Origin of the sequence: Massilia sp. METH4, assembly GCF_037094685.1 — a bacterium.
In the GTDB taxonomy this organism is placed as follows: domain Bacteria; phylum Pseudomonadota; class Gammaproteobacteria; order Burkholderiales; family Burkholderiaceae_D; genus Rugamonas.
In genome coordinates this window covers 4,332,741-4,349,104 of sequence record NZ_CP146614.1, presented here as the reverse complement: position 1 = coordinate 4,349,104, position 16,364 = coordinate 4,332,741, and the positions used below count along the sequence as shown (strand labels likewise).

The 16,364-nt window shown below is 58.9% G+C and carries 12 protein-coding genes and 1 pseudogene; 6 read left to right on the top strand and 7 right to left on the bottom strand.

The features are described 5' to 3' along the window. Positions 1-143: 143 nt before the first annotated feature. Entirely contained in the window at positions 144-1,799 is a 1,656-nt protein-coding gene (locus V6Z91_RS19160) for a methyl-accepting chemotaxis protein (RefSeq protein WP_338759735.1), read from the bottom strand. 241 nt (positions 1,800-2,040) lie between these two features. On the opposite strand from V6Z91_RS19160, the gene V6Z91_RS19155 reads away from it, so the two are divergent. Next, a complete protein-coding gene (locus V6Z91_RS19155; RefSeq protein ID WP_338759732.1) occupies positions 2,041-4,284 on the top strand; it encodes an ATP-binding protein in 2,244 nt (747 codons plus the stop codon). Between the two features lie 641 nt (positions 4,285-4,925). Here V6Z91_RS19155 and V6Z91_RS19150 read toward each other — a convergent pair. Next, positions 4,926-5,453, bottom strand: coding sequence for a response regulator (locus tag V6Z91_RS19150; RefSeq protein WP_338759729.1), 528 nt, complete (start codon positions 5,451-5,453; stop codon positions 4,926-4,928). Between the two features lie 72 nt (positions 5,454-5,525). Between V6Z91_RS19150 and V6Z91_RS19145 the strand changes: the two genes are divergently transcribed. The 5 genes and pseudogenes from V6Z91_RS19145 to V6Z91_RS19125 form a co-directional block, all read left to right on the top strand. Beyond that, a complete protein-coding gene (locus V6Z91_RS19145) occupies positions 5,526-5,888 on the top strand; it encodes a response regulator (RefSeq protein ID WP_338759726.1) in 363 nt (120 codons plus the stop codon). 1,061 nt (positions 5,889-6,949) lie between these two features. Then, positions 6,950-7,930, top strand: coding sequence for an integrase arm-type DNA-binding domain-containing protein (locus V6Z91_RS19140; RefSeq protein WP_338759723.1), 981 nt, complete (start codon positions 6,950-6,952; stop codon positions 7,928-7,930). Positions 7,931-8,462: 532 nt separating this feature from the next. Then, entirely contained in the window at positions 8,463-9,290 is an 828-nt protein-coding gene (locus V6Z91_RS19135; RefSeq protein ID WP_338759720.1) for an intradiol ring-cleavage dioxygenase, read from the top strand. Positions 9,291-9,438: 148 nt separating this feature from the next. Next, a complete protein-coding gene (locus V6Z91_RS19130; protein WP_338759717.1) occupies positions 9,439-10,464 on the top strand; it encodes an alpha/beta hydrolase in 1,026 nt (341 codons plus the stop codon). 93 nt (positions 10,465-10,557) lie between these two features. Next, positions 10,558-11,019, top strand: a pseudogene (locus V6Z91_RS19125) (CbbBc protein); the annotation flags it as partial. Positions 11,020-11,155: 136 nt separating this feature from the next. On the opposite strand, the gene V6Z91_RS19120 reads toward V6Z91_RS19125, so the two are convergent. From V6Z91_RS19120 to V6Z91_RS19100, 5 genes are all read right to left on the bottom strand, one after another. Then, entirely contained in the window at positions 11,156-11,833 is a 678-nt protein-coding gene (locus V6Z91_RS19120) for a GntR family transcriptional regulator (RefSeq protein WP_338759714.1), read from the bottom strand. Positions 11,834-11,927: 94 nt separating this feature from the next. Continuing rightward, a complete protein-coding gene (locus tag V6Z91_RS19115; RefSeq protein WP_338759711.1) occupies positions 11,928-12,914 on the bottom strand; it encodes a porin in 987 nt (328 codons plus the stop codon). A gap of 108 nt (positions 12,915-13,022) precedes the next feature. Continuing rightward, positions 13,023-14,471 (bottom strand): NAD-dependent succinate-semialdehyde dehydrogenase, encoded by a 1,449-nt coding sequence (locus V6Z91_RS19110; protein ID WP_338759708.1) that lies wholly within the window; start codon positions 14,469-14,471, stop codon positions 13,023-13,025. A gap of 73 nt (positions 14,472-14,544) precedes the next feature. After that, on the bottom strand, positions 14,545-14,859 hold the full coding sequence (locus V6Z91_RS19105) for an NIPSNAP family protein (RefSeq protein WP_338759705.1): 315 nt from the start codon (positions 14,857-14,859) through the stop codon (positions 14,545-14,547). 11 nt (positions 14,860-14,870) lie between these two features. Then, positions 14,871-16,343: an aldehyde dehydrogenase gene (locus V6Z91_RS19100; protein ID WP_338759702.1), complete on the bottom strand. Its 1,473-nt coding sequence runs from the start codon at positions 16,341-16,343 to the stop codon at positions 14,871-14,873. Positions 16,344-16,364: the final 21 nt, after the last annotated feature.

The following is a 16,364-nucleotide window of genomic DNA, read 5'->3' as shown; positions in this document are numbered from 1 at the left end:
GATGGCGTGCGCAAAGTCGGTCATCTGGCTCGAAAGCGCAAGTGCTGCCCGCCGGACCTGGCCAGCCGGGCTTCGGCCCTACCGCTACGTTCGGCGTGGTAGCCGCAATCTGCCAGCAGCACCGCAGGGCACGTGCCGGTCCTTCAACACGCCGCGGTGTGCATCAGTACTGATCGTCCTGCTCGTGGCGGCGTCGGCTTTTGTTGCCGCAACGGCGGCTGCTTCTGTTCAATCCGGAAGACTGCTGCCTGTGCCGCCAGCTCGGCGGCTTGCTCATGCAAGGCCGCCGACGCGGCGAATGCCTCCTCCACCAACGCAGCGTTTTGTTGAGTGCCAGCATCCATCTCGGATACCGCACGATTGATCAGTTCGATACCCTGTGCCTGCTCGGTGCTCGCATCGCTGATTTCCATCACGATCCGCGTCACCGACTCGATATTGCCGACCACGTCATGCATGGTGCGGCCAGCTTCCGCGACGAGGACACTGCCGGCGTCGACCTTCGCGAGCGAGTCCCCGATCAGTTCCTTGATTTCCTTCGCCGCCAGCGCCGAGCGCTGGGCCAGTGCGCGGACCTCCGATGCCACCACGGCGAAGCCGCGCCCGTTGTCTCCTGCACGTGCAGCTTCCACCGCGGCGTTCAACGCCAGAATATTGGTCTGGAATGCGATGCTGTCGATCGTGCCGGTTATCTCTGCAATCCGCCGCGCACTGCTGTCGATCGTGGCCATCGTCGTCACGACGTTCGCGACAACGGCACCACCCTTGTTCGCCACGTCGCTGGCAAGCTTGGCCAATCGGCTGGCTTCGCGTGCGCCTTCACCATTCTGTTTGACTGTTGCAGTAAGTTCATCCATCGCCGATGCGGTCTCTTCAAGCGAGGCAGCCTGCTGTTCGGTGCGCACGGACAGATCGCGGTTACCGTCTGCAATCTGTGCCGAAGCTGCGGCAATCCCGTCCGTTCCAGCACGAACCTGCCCGACGATCGTCGACAGCTTCTCGCTCATCGTGTTCAAGGATGCCAGAAGGCGCGCAAACTCGTTGCTGCCACGCACTTCCGCACGGACGCTCAAGTCCCCTTCAGCTACGCGACGGGCAACCGTCAGCGCTTCATCAAGCGAGCGGCTGACCGTGGTGGTCATGAATCGACCTGCAACGATGCTGAAAATCAAGGCGGTTAGCAAACCTCCGCTCAACCACACCGCGGCCGCACTGATGCGGGAATCGATCAGCAAGCGGTTGCGCTCGGCGCGTTCGTGCAAATAGGCAGTCAGCCGCTTCGCGTCGGCGTCGGCGTTACGGTAGGTGGGATTGATCGTCTTGATCAAAATCGTCTGGGCTTTATCCCAATCACCGGCTCCGATCGCGCGCGCCGCGGAAGAGGTACTCTCGGTGCCGAGCTTCCCGCTTGTCTCGAACCACTTGTCGGCAAGGGATCTCTCTTCATCCGACGTGACATTGCCCCGGTATGTCTCCCAGAGCTGGCGGATATCGGCAGCGTTCCGGTCGATCGCACCGTAGTGGACGTCCAGCGGGTGATCGTGCATCACTGCGTACTCCGTTGCCGGATTATGCTGAAGAGCCTGCAATACCTGGCTGCGACTGGTTTCCATGTGTAGGCGGATCTTGTCGACCGTCGCCAGTGCGGTGACATCGGACAAGTTAATCTGCTGGAGTGCGTTGACGGCATACCGTGTCAGGCCAAGGCCGGCCGTACCTGCGGCGATCGCCAGCACAATCAATACGATGAGCGTGCACGTCATTAGCGTGCGTACAGAAATTTTATTCAGTGACAACATTTTGTGACCCAATTTGATTAATTTGACGAACCAGAGTGATGTTGCATCGAATATTGCCGCACGTCAACTCAATTTCGTTAATTTCGTAGCGTTTTGCATGCCCGCTGGAATATGTTGTGTATTGGCAACTCCGTTGCCTCGGCAGTTGCCAGCTTTCAGGCGGCTGGAGATGCAGAGACCCATATAATTGCCTAACCGAAAAGGCTGGAGCCCTGCAATAATGTCTCTTTTTTAACTGACTATGTCTCTGCGCACCATGAAGGTCAGAACTCATATTGCATGGCTGGTTGTAGCCATATTGCTACCAACCGTCCTGTTTTCGGCAGCCGTACTTGATCTGCTGCTGACTGCGGAACGCAAGTCGGCATTGCGCAGCATGCAAGAACTGGCGCGGGCATCCGTGAACGTGATGGATCGGGAAATGACGTTTGCCATGGCGACCGCCCACGCTTTGAGCACGTCCCGGAACTTGCATGAAGGCAATTTCGAAGCGTTCTATGCGCAGGCGAAAGCTGTCAATACGGATCGGGGCGTCAACTCCGCTCTTATCGATGAGTTCGGGCAGCAGGTATTCAATACTGTCCGTCCGTTCGGCACGCGCATACCTGCGCCAAACGCGCTTGCACGGGCGCGTGTCAAGAAAGTAATCGATGGCGGCCGACCGGTATATAGCGGCCTCATCAAGGGTAGCGCAACGGGCAAGTTCGTGGTCAGTGTCGAGTATCCCGTCACTATCCGGGACGGGCGACGTTTTGTCGTGAACGAATGGATGTTCACCGACCACTTGAATAAGCTTCTGCCTACCAAGCACATCCCTGCTTCGTGGCTGATCTCGGTGTTCGACAGGCAAGGTATCACGCTCGCACGCAACATCAGTCCGGAAAAATTCATTGGCACCCCTCCGCGACCGGAACGGCTGCGCACCATCCTGGCCAATTTCGAAGGGCTTTCGCGCGCCTACACCCGTGACGGTATTGAAATGTACGGCGCCTGGGAGCGCTCTTCCATTACCGGCTGGTCGGTCGGTGTCGGCGTACCTGTAGCCGAGATCGAGAGTATCGCAGTGCACTCGGTGGCGCTGACGGCATGCGGGTTCATCATTGCCATTATCCTGGCCATGGGAGGCGCGATCCTGTTCAGCCGCCGCCTGATCGGCGCGATCGATCAGGCCTGCGCTGCGGCCGAGGCGATGCCGGAATATCGCATCCCCCCTCTCCTGGACCTGCGCGTGGAGGAGATGAACCGCCTCCAGATGGCCTTGCATCGTGCCGGGCACCTGCTGGTCGCCGGGGAGTTGACAAGAAAGCAGAGCCTGGAAGAGGCGCGGACCGCCCGCATGCATGCGGAACACGCCCGCAAGACCGCCGAGGACCAGAGTCGGGCAAAGGACGAGTTCCTGGCAATGCTCGGCCACGAATTACGCAATCCTCTTGCCGCGATAGCATCGGGCGTGACCATGCTGAACATGCCTGGCATCGACGGCGAACGTCTTTCCAAGGTGAAAGCCATCTTGCAGCGACAGACGCAGCACTTGAGCCAGCTTGTCGATGAACTGCTCGATGCACATCGTATCCTTAGTGGCAAGATCAAGCTCGCCCGAGCCCCGACGGATCTGCGGGACGTCGTCGAGTCCTGCCTGGCATCGTTCGAGGCACGCGGCGCTACCACCACACACGTGCTGCACGCCGTCCTGCACTCCGCGGTGATCGAGGCAGATCCTACGCGTCTGGAGCAGATGGTCTCCAACCTGGTCGACAATGCGCTGAAATATACCCCCGAAGGCGGGTCGATCACCGTTACCGTGGCCATCCAGGGCAAGGACGCGGTCCTGGAAGTAATGGATAACGGCATCGGCCTGTCGCCGGACCTGATCGATAAAGCCTTCGACGTGTTTACGCAAGGCAAAGTTATCAACCGCGCGAAAGGCGGCCTGGGTATCGGCCTGGCGGTCGTCAATTCACTTGCCATGCTGCACGGAGCGCAGTTGACGGCGCACAGCGCAGGAATCAACCAGGGCAGCACCTTCACGCTGCGCTTCCCCCTGGCCAGCCGAGGAACGGCAGCGCCATCGCGGCCACGGATAGCGGCATCCGGGAACGCCAGTGTGCTCATCGTGGAAGACAATCGCGACGTCAGGGAAATGACCTCCATGATGCTTTCCGAACTCGGGTTTACGGTCCATACCGCCGAGAATGGTGAAAGCGGTATCCAGGCCGCACTGGCAATCACCCCCGACGTTGCTCTGGTCGACATTGACCTTCCAGACATATCGGGGCATGAAGTAGCCAGCCGCCTGAAAGGCACGCCTGCCACGTCCGGGATCAAGCTGATTGCGGTAACCGGATACGGGCAGGCGAGCGACCGGGAGAAAGCGCGGGAGGCCGGCTTTGACGGACACTTGACGAAACCGGTACCGATCGAAGATGTTACCAGTGCGATTGAACAGGCAATTCGACCGGCTTCCAGCGGTTCCAGCCATGTCTGAGTCTCCCCGCCCGCCTTCCAGCTGTCTTCCGGACGATATGCGGTGGCGGCAATACAGGCTCCCGTAAGTTTGCCGCAGCGTAGTACGGCGCGTCGATCGCCAATGCCGTGCATGCGGATTCTCGGCACTGCTGCCCGCGCGCGATCCGGCCTGTCCGGAGCATGGCTGCAACCCGCGGGCTCAGGGGGCTGGAACCAATGAGGCGCCGGGATATCGGGCACCGATGGCTAGCATAGTTTCCCCAAGATAATTCTTGTTTCACAGAGGTAATTACTCTACCATGCGGTACACCTGTCTTGAAGCGACCGCTTAGCCACGTCATGGGACTTCCTCAACCACTGCCAGAAAACCGCCAGGATGAACGCCGGATCCTGCGGGTGCGGGCCATCGTCCGCGTCGCAGGTGCCAGCCTCGCCTACGATATCCGTACCGAGAACGTCAGTGCGCACGGGATTGCCGTCCGTATGCCGTTGCCGCTACCCGACAGAACGAAAGTGGAGGTCTCGTTTACGATGTTTGCCGGAAACAGGACAGCAAACCTCTCTCTGGCAGCCACCGTCGTCCATACCCGTCTCAGCGGAGACGCATGGCTAACTGGGCTTTCGATTACGGATATTTCAGTCGAGCACCGTAAGATTCTTTCAGACTACTGCTCCAACCGACTGTAGCGCGGTTCGTAACATTTCAAGCGTGTAGGGCTTCGGTAGCGAGTTAACGTCCGCCAACCGTGCAACACTGCCAAAGCCACTTGCGATCAGCACGCGCAGGTGAGGAAAGCGGGTTTTTGCCAGTTGCACCAGATCGCTCCCCTGGATACCCGGCAGTTGCTGGTCCGTCACGAGTACCTGAATATCGAGCGCGAGTCTTGCCAGTGCCTCTTCCGCGCTGCCGACGGCAATCACCTCGTAACCCAGACATTCAAGCATGTCCCGCGTGTTGTCGCGAATGTCGGTATCGTCCTCCACCAGCAGAACCCTCATGATTTGATCCGTTGGTGCTGGCTTGACCTCGCCGCCGGCTGCGAACCGCGTCGGCCCGGCGACCTGTCGCTGCTTCTCGTTCGCCAGCACATGCCGGATCTTCCTGGCCAGGCTTTCTTTGGTGTAAGGCTTGCCGATCCATCTCAGAAGTTGCTGACGGCGAAATTGCGATTCGACAATCTTCAGCACAGTTCTGCACCACGTCGCCGTGTTGCCAGTCCTGCTACAATTGTTCTTCCATATATGCTTCGGTGCCAAGAAATGCTGATATTGAATGCCGACGACCATGAGCAGGCGCGCTACGTCAAGACGCGCCTGCTGCGCAATGCGGGGTTCGTCGTCGAGGAAGCGAGCAATGGGGCAGACACCCTCAGTATGGCTGCCGAGCTGCGGCCTGGCGTTGTTCTCCTGGATGTCAGGTTGCCGGACATGAGCGGCATAGAGGTATGCCGCCGGATCAAGATGGACCCCGTGATGAGCGCGATTCGCGTTATCCACATCTCTGCCGCCTTCATTACGGCACGGGATATCGCCCTGGGTATTGCCAGCGGGGCAAGTCGATATATCGTGGTGCCCTATGAACCGCGGGAATTGATCGCAGCCATCAGACACGAGTCGACCTGAGCGTTACCTCGGATCGCCAGTCCACCGATCATCGCAGATCACCGCCGCTGGAATCGGTACGGCCATCACGGCGTCCATGTGCGGCGCGCGTACTTTTGCCGGCTTGGCGAATTACGAAGTGAGCCTGTACAACGTCGAGCTGCTCGTGTAACCCTTTGTTGCTCTCATGACTGTCGAAATCACCCCGACAATCGCGCGGCCTCGGCCCACGGCAGCTGATAGCCAGGATCTATCAACCGGGAATGCTTAGCACTTTTGGTTGCCACCGACGGAAATTCCAAACCACCCGACGTTTGTGGGTACATACGAGGACGTCTGGTGGGACGAGCAGACCTATGAGATACCATGTTGCGAACTGCTCAACGCCAGCGCCAGGCGGCGCGCCCTCGACTGCCGCAATCAATTTTTGACCTGCTGGCCTAGAAACTGAAACAACAAACGCTGTCGGCCGCGGTCACGGACACCGTTAAGGACGGCGACGCGACAGTGCATACGCGCGCGCAAACCACTGAGCGCCGGGGCTGTACACCTGATAATGTGGATCAGGAGTTGTAGCAAGCAGTGACGCTGGCCATGACATTAAGAGCGCCTAACAAAACCCCCATGGCTGCGTTGCAGCGTCTCGCCGTACAGGTGTACTGTCTTCGACGCCGCGCCTTGCCCTGCGGGTTTTGTTAGGCGCTCTAAGTCCGGCTAGCGCAAGCGTCCCGCTCAGGCCTCAGCATATCCAAGGGTTCTATCGCTCATGCGTATATTGGGCAGGCAGCAAACTCAACAACACTGTGCCCAACGATTCTATGGCCAATCTAGGGGGGCATATAGACGGGCGAACTATCAACACGCGGCCCGGAAAAACAAAAAGCCCTTGAACTCAAGGGCTTTCTGAAAATACTTGGCGGAGGCGGTGTCTGCATTTTTGACGTCTACGAAAAGCTCCCAACGTCTCCGGGCAGTCTGGCGCCCTATGAAAACACCGAATGATTGTAGATTCAGCGTCTCCAGATGGATCAGGAAGTACACTAAAAGCTCACTCGCAAGGGGGGGCAAACAGGGGGGCAGAAATGGCAAGGCAGCGCTGGCAGGGATTGACCGTCATGAGTGTCAACGCCAAGAAGGAGCCTGGCTATTATGGCGATGGCGGCGGACTCTATCTACGCGTCGCCCCTGGCGGCAGCAAGTCGTGGGCGTTTTTCTTCAACATGCACGGCCGGCGGTGCGAGATGGGCCTGGGTTCGGTGAAGGACAAACCGCTTGCCGTGGTTCGGGAAGAAGCACACCGATGTCGTCAGTTCCTTTCCGAAGGCATCGATCCTATCGCACACCGGAAGGCGCAACGCCAGAGCGCGAAGGATGCTGTTCAGAAAACGCGTACCTTCTCTGAGTGTGCGATCGAGTACTATGAATCACATCGTACTTCGTGGCGTAACCAGAAACACGGAAAGCAGTGGATCGATTCGCTGATCACCTATGCATTCACGATTTTTGGTGAGAAGAACATCAACGACATCGGTAAGGCCGATATCCTGGCGGTACTCGAGCCAATCTGGGTCAGTCGCCACGAGACCGCGGTGCGGGTGCGCCAGCGCATGAAGGCGATCTTCGATTGGGCGGCAGCCCGAGACCTTCGGACAACGCAAGACGCGCACCTCTGGGATCAGATTACGCGCTCCCTGCCCCGTACCAAGGACCTGCGTAAGCCGAAGCATTTCGCAGCTTGCCCGTATAGTCAGGTGGCCGCTGTCATCCAAACCATTCGCGCTTGTGGTGCATCCTCCTCGATCAGGCTAGCCATGGAGTTCACGATCCTGACAACGGCCAGGACAGGAATGGTCCGTCTGGCCGTCTGGAGCGAGTTCGACATGGAAAAAGCAAGGTGGACAATCCCTGCGCCGCGCATGAAAGCCGGTGTCGAACATCGCATACCGCTGTCGGAATGTGCCCTGGAAATCCTCCGGGAACGTGCCCGTAACCGGCCGCTAAAAGACGCGCGTCCAACTGACCTGGTCTTCCCTCCCCCCGGGGAAAGCCGCACAGTGATATGACATTCACCGTGCAGCTTCGTCGGCTGGGCCTGGAGTTCACAATGCATGGATTCAGATCTACATTCCGCGATTGGGCAGCAGAGCAAACCAGTTTTCCAGCCGAGGTGTGTGAGGCTGCCCTGGCGCATTCATTGAAGGATGCCACAGAGGCGGCCTATTTTCGCAGCGATCTATTCGAGAAGCGCCGAGAGCTGATGTCTGCATGGGCTGCCTATTGTAAGTCCCTTCAGGCTTCAAGTGCCACTTAGCCGGCGTCACTGCGCCAACAGACGTCCCCTGTCCAGGTGGTACATTTCAAGACAGGCGAGGTAACTCTAGTGAATCGTCCCAGGCTTTGTAGAGGCTGCATTCTCTCAAACAATCGAGCAGCTACAAAACCCCGGTGCGATTCGCTGGAGCACATTGATACCGGCCGACCAGGCACACACGAGCTTAGCGGCTAAAGCAATGGCGTGCGAGCCGCTTGGCAAGTCACGAGTAGCATAAGTTACCCGCTACGGCCGGGATAAAAATGAAACCGAGAGGATATGCCATGAAAAAGTTGCTCGACTACACCAGCCCTAAGGCACATGAAGAAGCACCAACCGAATTCCTGGTAAGGCGCAAGACTGTGCTGACAGGGCTGATGGGAGCAGTGCTGACGCCCGTAAGCAGCTTGCTCTCACCTGTGTTTGCGCAGGAGAACATCAAGCAGGCGGCGGAGATCGGCGACATGCTCGACAAGATTCCGAACATGTGCCGGCTTGCGACGGCCGCACTCGAGGGTCCCTATTACATCGACCAGCGAATCCTGCGGTCCGACATCCGCGAAGACCAGCCCGGCATTCCGCTGGAACTCGAGCTGCAGGTTGTGAATGCCAATGCCAGCTGCGCGCCGGTCAAGGGAATCGCGGTCTCGATCTGGCATTGCAATGCCGAGGGTGAGTACAGCGGTTACCTGTTCAACGATCCGAACAAACTGCCGGACATGCGCTCGGTGAACGAACTGGGTCACGTGCAAGAGAAAGATAACGAACGCTGGCTCCGTGGCGTGCAGACCACGGACGCGAACGGCAAGGTCAAGTTCCGCACCATCGTTCCTGGATGGTACTCGCCGCGTGCGGCCCATATCCACGTGCGCGCCTTCCTGAGCGACAGGATGATGATGACCACGCAGCTCTACTTCCCACAGTCGCTGCTCAACACCATCCAGGCGACGCACAAGGCCTACAGGCACCGTGGCCCTTCGGTGTACACCAACGAGAACGACGTCGTGCGTCGCCAGACCGGAATCGCCGGAATGGAAGACGTGCTGAAGGTGACGGCGCGCGACGATGGCACACTGTTTGCCAGCATGGCACTGGCGGCTGGCCATGTTTGACCTGCCTTGGCAGCAAAGCAATGGGCCAGACCGGTGCGCGCTGCGCTGTCGGGCTGGCGAACGCTTGCCTAGCCCCCCGGATCGCGCGGCGGCGGTTGCGCTGCGCCAACCGTTCCGGCAAGGGTGATTCCTTAACCTCGAGGGTATAATGAAGGCTTTCCTGTACGCCGGCCTCACGGCTGGCATCCTTGTCACACCGGCTTGTTCGACCCTGCAACCGGTTGCCGGATCTACCGTGGGGTCGGCCGTGGACGACAGCCGTTCCTTCGCGCCCATACGCGACAACATTCCAGCCCTAAACATCCCAACGGCGTCAGAGCGCCAAGCCCAGGACGCAGTGGACGCCACCCGATATTATCCGGCGCAGGCGATGTGGTCTGATGAGCCGGAATTCACGCCGGCAGCCGAGGGGTATGTCCGTGGCGACGGCGCATCGTTGTGGTACCAGGACAGCGGCGGCGCAGGGGTACCGATCGTCTTGCTGCACGCATCAACCGGCAGCGGGGCTTCGTGGCGCCACCAGCAGGCTTACTTCAGTCAAAAGGGGTATCGCGTCATCGTGTATTCGCGGCGCGGGCACTTTCGTTCGACCGTGGATTCGCCCGCCGCCCAGGCCTCTGACACCGCCGACTTGCTGGCTGTCGCGAGGCACTTGCAATTGCCGGCCTTCCATCTCTTGGGCACCGCCGCCGGCGGATTTACCGCGATGGATTTTGCGCTGCGCCACCCGGACCAGCTCAGGAGCCTGATCATCGCATCGAGCCTGGGGGGAGTCGATACGCCGGAGTTCGTCGCGGCGACGGCGCGCCTGCTCGTCCCGGAATTTTTGGCCCTGCCCTCGCATATCAAGGAACTTGGCCCGGCCTACCGCGCCCTCAACCCAGGCGGCACCCAACGCTGGATCGCCCTTGAGGAACTCGCTCGACAAGGCGTGCCGCGCCGACCGACGATGGAAAACCGGATCGACGAGCGCGCCCTGCGGCGCCTGCAGCCGCCAACGCTGTTCCTCACCGGTGGGGCCGACCTATACGTGCCGCCTGCACTGTTTGCACTGCTCAGGCCCCATGTGCGCAATGCGAGCTATGCCGTGATTGCCGAGGCCGGGCACGCCGCCGCCTGGGAGCAGCCAGCGGCGTTCAACTCTGCCGTCTTGTCCTTTATTGCGCAACACTGACAGGTCGTTCGCTCGCTAAGGCTAATGCAGACAAATTCACCCGTGAACATTCGCGCAAGTGCCGTGACCGTAACCGCAATAACACAATACCGCGCTTCGCGCGAACGCGAGTGGACGACGGGCAGCGGCAAGGCGCAATTCATTGTTCACTGAATCGACAAGGACACGCGCATCCATCGGGCCCGCGGCCACCACGGCAAGGCGCTGTTCATGCTGATGACCATGCGCTCGCACGACGAGTACAACACGACCATTTACGGCATGGAAGACCGTTACCGCAGTGTCTTCGGCACGTGCCGCGTAGTGTTTGCAAACCGCCTTGATCTCGACATGCTTCGCTTGCCCCCGGCGAGTGGGTCGACATGGCGAGTGTGTGGGATTGACGGTATCGTGCGTCGCGCCGAACGTTTCATGCTAGTCTAGTACGACATCCCTCGTGGCTGCCTGAGTGCGTACTATCCCGAAACGAATCCGCTGGTGCCACTGGACAGTGTGGCACGGGGCGCCAGCACGCCAACGTCAGAGTCGATACCGATTCTGCTGCCCCTTCGCTGACTGCATAAGACACCTAGAGAAGGAGGGGTAGGGGAAGCAACGCGGCAGCAGAGTAAAATTCTGGCCAGTGATCGGGGACTTTCTTGCAATACGAGGACAATAGCATTGCGCCGTCCTACTGGTGCTAGACCCGGGTTCAGGACCCGGTGGCTTCGTCGATTTCGCCCAGCTTGGCAGCTGCCAGTCGCGCGACGCTCTGGATATGCTTCAGCGATTGCTGGTGGGCGTCCTCGCCATCGCGGCGCTTGATGGCATCGAGGATCGCGTTCATTTCCGCAATGGCCACCGCGCCCCGCCCTGCCGAACCGATGGTCATCGAACGCAATTGGTTGATCCTGGCATTGAGCGACTGGACGATCTCCCACGCCATGGCCTTGCCGCCTCCGATGAACATAGCCTTGTAGAAGTCGGTGGTCTTTTCCAGGACCATCCGGAAGTCCTGGTTGTTGAAGGCATTCTCGATTTCAACGACTTTCAGTGACAGTTCGGCGATGACTTCAGCAGTGCAGTGCTCCGCACAAGCACGTGCAGCATGCCCTTCCAGCAGGCCCCGGATTTCATAGATTTCCGCCGCCTTGCGCGGGTCGATGGTTGCCACCACAGGCCCCTGCTGAGGAACAGACTCGACCAGCCCCTCCGTCTCCAGGTGACGCAGTACTTCGCGCACGATGGTGCGGCTGACGCCCAATTCATCGCAGAGCGTCCGTTCGACGAGACGTTGCCCAGGACGGAAGTAATTGCTGAGAATTGCTTCCCGCATTTTTTCCAGCGTGAGCTCCCGCAATGTTTTCGTATCCCTGGCAATCTTCAGCATCTTAGTTCCTGACAATTTGATCCGGATGCAATTGTAGAGCGAAAAGACTTTTCACGTCAAACGCGGAAAGTCTCTTGCCACCTTGTCACCCTCTTTAAAACCGGTGCGTTATTCCAAGCGCAGTGCCCTTGTTGCCCGTACCATATTCAGTCATATTTCCAACAGTGAATAACGCCCCATTCTTGTTGACGATATGCGCGTGCGACATATACAGGCTGGTGCGGCGCGATAGCGTATAGGTGTACCCAATCGCAATTTGGGAGGCATGTTGTGCCGCTGAAGTTCTGTCCTTGTGACGAATATAGGATGCGATCAGTGTATGTAAGCCCCACGGAACCGACGCACCGACCAGCCAGTCGCGGGAGTCCACAATGAGATCGTCTTTATTGACATTATAGGCAAGACCAACCCTAACAAAACGAAAATCGTAAACTGTATTGATATTACTGATCCTTAGCTTGTTTTTACCGGTTCCGTTTTCGGTCTCCTCACGCGCGATTTTCACCGTCAATGGTCCAGCAGCATAACCAATCGCCGCGCCGATATCCCGATTTGCGGAACTGTGACCCGGGACTTCGCCAAACCCATAGGAAGCTTCGCCCGTGAAACCACCGACAGTGGGCGACGTGTAATACACTGCATTCTGGGTTCTCAGTGCAAAATTGATTATATTACTGTAGGCCCCCTCGTGGCCGGCGCCGAAGGGATCGGCGATCATGGCATTGGTGACGACATTGAAGAATCGCCCGATGTCGACCGAACCGAAGCCCCCGGCCAAGCCGATACTGGCGTGGCGACCGAAGAGCCGGCCGGTTTGTGTGGACGAACCGTTGTCGACGTTGATGCCGGTTTCCAGCTTGAAGTTGGCGGAGAGGCCGCTGCCGAGATCCTCTATGCCCTTGAAGCCCAGGCGGCTGGCGCTCTGGACGCCGGACTGCAGCGAGGTTACGCTGCCCTGCGGACCGCCGCTCTCGCGGACGATACCTGCGTCGACGACACCATATACCGTGACACCGGTCTGTGCTGATGCCAGCTGGCCGAGGGTGCCCGCAATGGCAAATAAAAAAACCCTTGTATACAATCGCGTCTCCATTATTGTTGTGGTTTTGCTACTACGCCGGTTCCCCTGTTGAAGCGCTATGCGCACAATTTAGCGGCGCAATTACATAGCATGCAGCGGATTGCTGTATCAAATATCGCCGAAACAAACATATTTCAACTCAAGATAATCGTCGATACCATGGCGGGAGCCTTCGCGCCCGGATCCGGACTGCTTGATACCGCCAAAGGGGGCAACTTCCGTGGAAATCAGTCCAGTATTGATGCCGACCATGCCCGCTTCGATTGCCTCCGCAACACGCCATGCGCGCCCCACATCCTTCGTATAGAAATACGAGGCGAGTCCATATTCGCTATCATTTGCCTGATGGATGACCTCTGCCTCGCTGGAAAAACGGAATACAGCAGCTACCGGACCGAATATCTCCTCGGTCGCAATACGCATTTTCGGCGTCACGTCTCGAAGCAAAGTTGGAGCATAGAAAGTTCCACCCAATGCATGACGCTGCCCACCCGAAACTACCTGAGCGCCTTTTTCCACTGCATCACGAATCAATGTTTCGACTTTTCTGATGGCCATCTCATTGATCAATGGCCCCTGCTGGACGCCCTCGTCAAATCCATTGCCGACCTTCATTGCTTCAACATGGGCTTTCAATTTACCGAGGAATTGCTCATAGATTCCATCTTGGATGTAAAATCGGTTGGTACAGACACAGGTCTGGCCCGCATTACGGTATTTTGAATTCAATGCGCCTTCTACGGCCGAATCCAGGTCGGCATCGTCGAAGACGATGAACGGGGCATTCCCCCCCAATTCCATGCTGACCCGCTTGACGGTATCGGCCGATTGGCGCAGTAACATCCTGCCGACGGCCGTGGAACCGGTGAAACTCAACTTGCGCACCAGCGGATTGTTGGTGAGTTCCTTCCCGATGGCGATCGGATCGCCTGTAACGATATTGATGACGCCTTTCGGGATTCCCGCTTTTTCGCCAAGCAAAGCCAACGCTAATGCTGAAAGTGGGGTCGATTCCGCGGGCTTTGCCACGATGGTGCAGCCAGCCGCCAGGGCGGGGGCGAGCTTCCTGGCCAGCATCGCGCTGGGGAAATTCCACGGCGTGATCGCCCCAACGACTCCCACAGGCTGCTTGATCACGATAAGCCGCTTGTCGGATTGGTGACCCGGGATGACATCGCCGTACACGCGCTTGGCTTCTTCAGCAAACCACTCGATGTAGCCGGCGCCGTAGAGGATTTCTCCCTTCGCTTCGCTGAAGGGCTTGCCCATTTCTTCCGTCACGATGCGCGCCAGGGTGTCGATGTTAGCCATGATGAGGTCGTGCCAGCGGCGCAGTACAACACTGCGTTCCTTACCGGTCAGCGCGCGCCAGCCGATACCGGCGGCATTCGCGGCATTGATGGCCGCAGTCGTCTCCTTTGCCCCCAACTTCGGCACGTGGGCAAGGATCTTATTGGTGGCCGGGTTATATACCGCCATCTGCTGGTCACCACTCACCCATTCGCCGCCGATATAGCAACGGTTCCTGACCAGATCCGAATATTCCAATACCTGCATACCATCTCCAATTGTTCTCGTAACTCGACACGGCGGCCGCCGCGCCGTAATGTGCGCGTGGGCACGCTCCGGATCACTGCAGCGGCGAAAACGCAGCCGGCTTCATGATTTTGCTTTCCATCTCTTCCAGCAATGCCTGGATCTTCGGGGCGAAGGCGATCCAGGCCGGATCGTTCGCCAGGCGCTGCCTTCGCTCTTCCCGCTCATCCAGGCTGGAATATGCCCAGATATGCACGATCTGATTGAGTGGCCCGATTTCGGAGTAGAAGTATCCGATCAAAGTGCCCAAATGCTTTTGCTGTAGCGCGATGCCTTCTTCTTGCACCAGCTTGAGATACGCGGGCACGGCGCCGGTCTTGATGCGGTAGGTTCTGATTTCGTAGTACATCCGGTTATCCCTCAGCGCATGACGAAAGGATCGTCGATCGGTTCATCCGACGTGCGGATCCAAACTGACTTCGTGCGCGTATAGTCGAGCACTGATTCCAGGCCACCCTCGCGGCCCAGGCCGCTCAACTTGTAGCCGCCGAAGGGCATCATTGGGGACACGGCACGGTAGGTGTTCACCCAGACAATCCCGGAGCGCAATTTCTTGATCAACCGATGCGCGCGGGTCAGGTCGCGCGTGAATACGCCAGCGGCGAGGCCGTAGTCGGTTCCGTTAGCGAGCACGACTGCTTCGTCTTCCGTGTCGAAGGTTACGACGCTCAAGACGGGCCCGAACAGTTCTTCCATTACGCTCGGGATCGAAGGCCCCGGGCAATCCAGGATCGTCGGCGTGTAATAGAAGCCATCGGTCATGCCTGCCGGCTGCTTCCCGCCCGTCATGACCACGGCACCGGCGTCGATGCTGCGCGCCACCACTGCCTCGATCGTGTCGAGTTGGCGTCGCGTGGCCAGGGGACCCATCTGCGTGGACATGTCCGTCGGGTTGCCGATATGGATCGATTCGGCTTTCGCCACCAGTTTCGCGAGAAAACGGTCACGTATTGAACGCTGCACCAGCAGCCGCGAACCGGCCACGCAACTCTGCCCGCTGGCGGCGAAGATGCCGGCGACTACCGTATTGACCGCACTGTCGATATCGACATCGTCGAAGACCAGCACTGGCGACTTGCCACCCAGTTCCAGCGTGGTATAGGCCAGGTTCGCGGCGGAATTGTGGACGATGTGGCGAGCGGTCTCCGGGCCGCCCGTGAAGGCAATGCGGGATACCAAGGGGTGGCTGGTCAACGCGCGGCCGCAATCGGCGCCGAAGCCAGTGAGAATATTGACAACGCCGGCAGGGATGCCTGCCTTGTGGACGAGGCGGGCGAATTCCAGCAGAGGCGCCGGGCCGTCCTCGGACGCTTTCAAGACGATCGTGCATCCTGCCGCGAGAGCGGGCGCCACCTTCACTGCCGACAGGAACAGCTGCGAATTCCACGGAACGATGGCAGCCACAACGCCGATCGGCTCCCGCCGCAGGTAGGCTTCCATGTCCTGCTTGTCCACAGAGAGGTGAGCGCCCTGGATCTTGTCGGCCAGACCCGCATAGTAGCGGTAGTACTCCGCCACGTAGCTAATCTGGCTGCGCGTTTCGCGGATGATCTTGCCGGTATCGGCCGTTTCCAGTTCGGCCAGGTTGCCGGCTTCCTGCTCGATCAATTCGGCCAGGCGATGCAGTAGCTTCCCGCGCTGGCTGGCCGTCAGGCCAGCCCATTCCGGCGCATTGAACGCCCGGTCCGCGGCCCGCACGGCGCGGTCGACATCCTGCTCCGAAGCGGCCGGCATGGTCGCCCAGGTGTTCCCCGTGGCAGGATTGATGCTATCGAAGGTCGAGCTGCCATTGCAGAACTCGCCATCGATGTACTGTTGAAAGCGTCGTAACATTTACAGTTTCCCCTCGTGATT

Excerpts from the sequence above, each read along its gene's own strand:
- V6Z91_RS19160 (WP_338759735.1), bottom strand. The coding sequence starts at position 1,799 with ATGTTGTCACTGAATAAAATTTCTGTACGCACGCTAATGACGTGCACG.
- V6Z91_RS19155 (WP_338759732.1), top strand. The coding sequence starts at position 2,041 with ATGTCTCTGCGCACCATGAAGGTCAGAACTCATATTGCATGGCTGGTT.
- V6Z91_RS19145 (WP_338759726.1), top strand. The coding sequence starts at position 5,526 with ATGCTGATATTGAATGCCGACGACCATGAGCAGGCGCGCTACGTCAAG.
- V6Z91_RS19140 (WP_338759723.1), top strand. The coding sequence starts at position 6,950 with ATGGCAAGGCAGCGCTGGCAGGGATTGACCGTCATGAGTGTCAACGCC.
- V6Z91_RS19135 (WP_338759720.1), top strand. The coding sequence starts at position 8,463 with ATGAAAAAGTTGCTCGACTACACCAGCCCTAAGGCACATGAAGAAGCA.
- V6Z91_RS19130 (WP_338759717.1), top strand. The coding sequence starts at position 9,439 with ATGAAGGCTTTCCTGTACGCCGGCCTCACGGCTGGCATCCTTGTCACA.
- V6Z91_RS19120 (WP_338759714.1), bottom strand. The coding sequence starts at position 11,833 with ATGCTGAAGATTGCCAGGGATACGAAAACATTGCGGGAGCTCACGCTG.
- V6Z91_RS19110 (WP_338759708.1), bottom strand. The coding sequence starts at position 14,471 with ATGCAGGTATTGGAATATTCGGATCTGGTCAGGAACCGTTGCTATATC.
- V6Z91_RS19105 (WP_338759705.1), bottom strand. The coding sequence starts at position 14,859 with ATGTACTACGAAATCAGAACCTACCGCATCAAGACCGGCGCCGTGCCC.
- V6Z91_RS19100 (WP_338759702.1), bottom strand. The coding sequence starts at position 16,343 with ATGTTACGACGCTTTCAACAGTACATCGATGGCGAGTTCTGCAATGGC.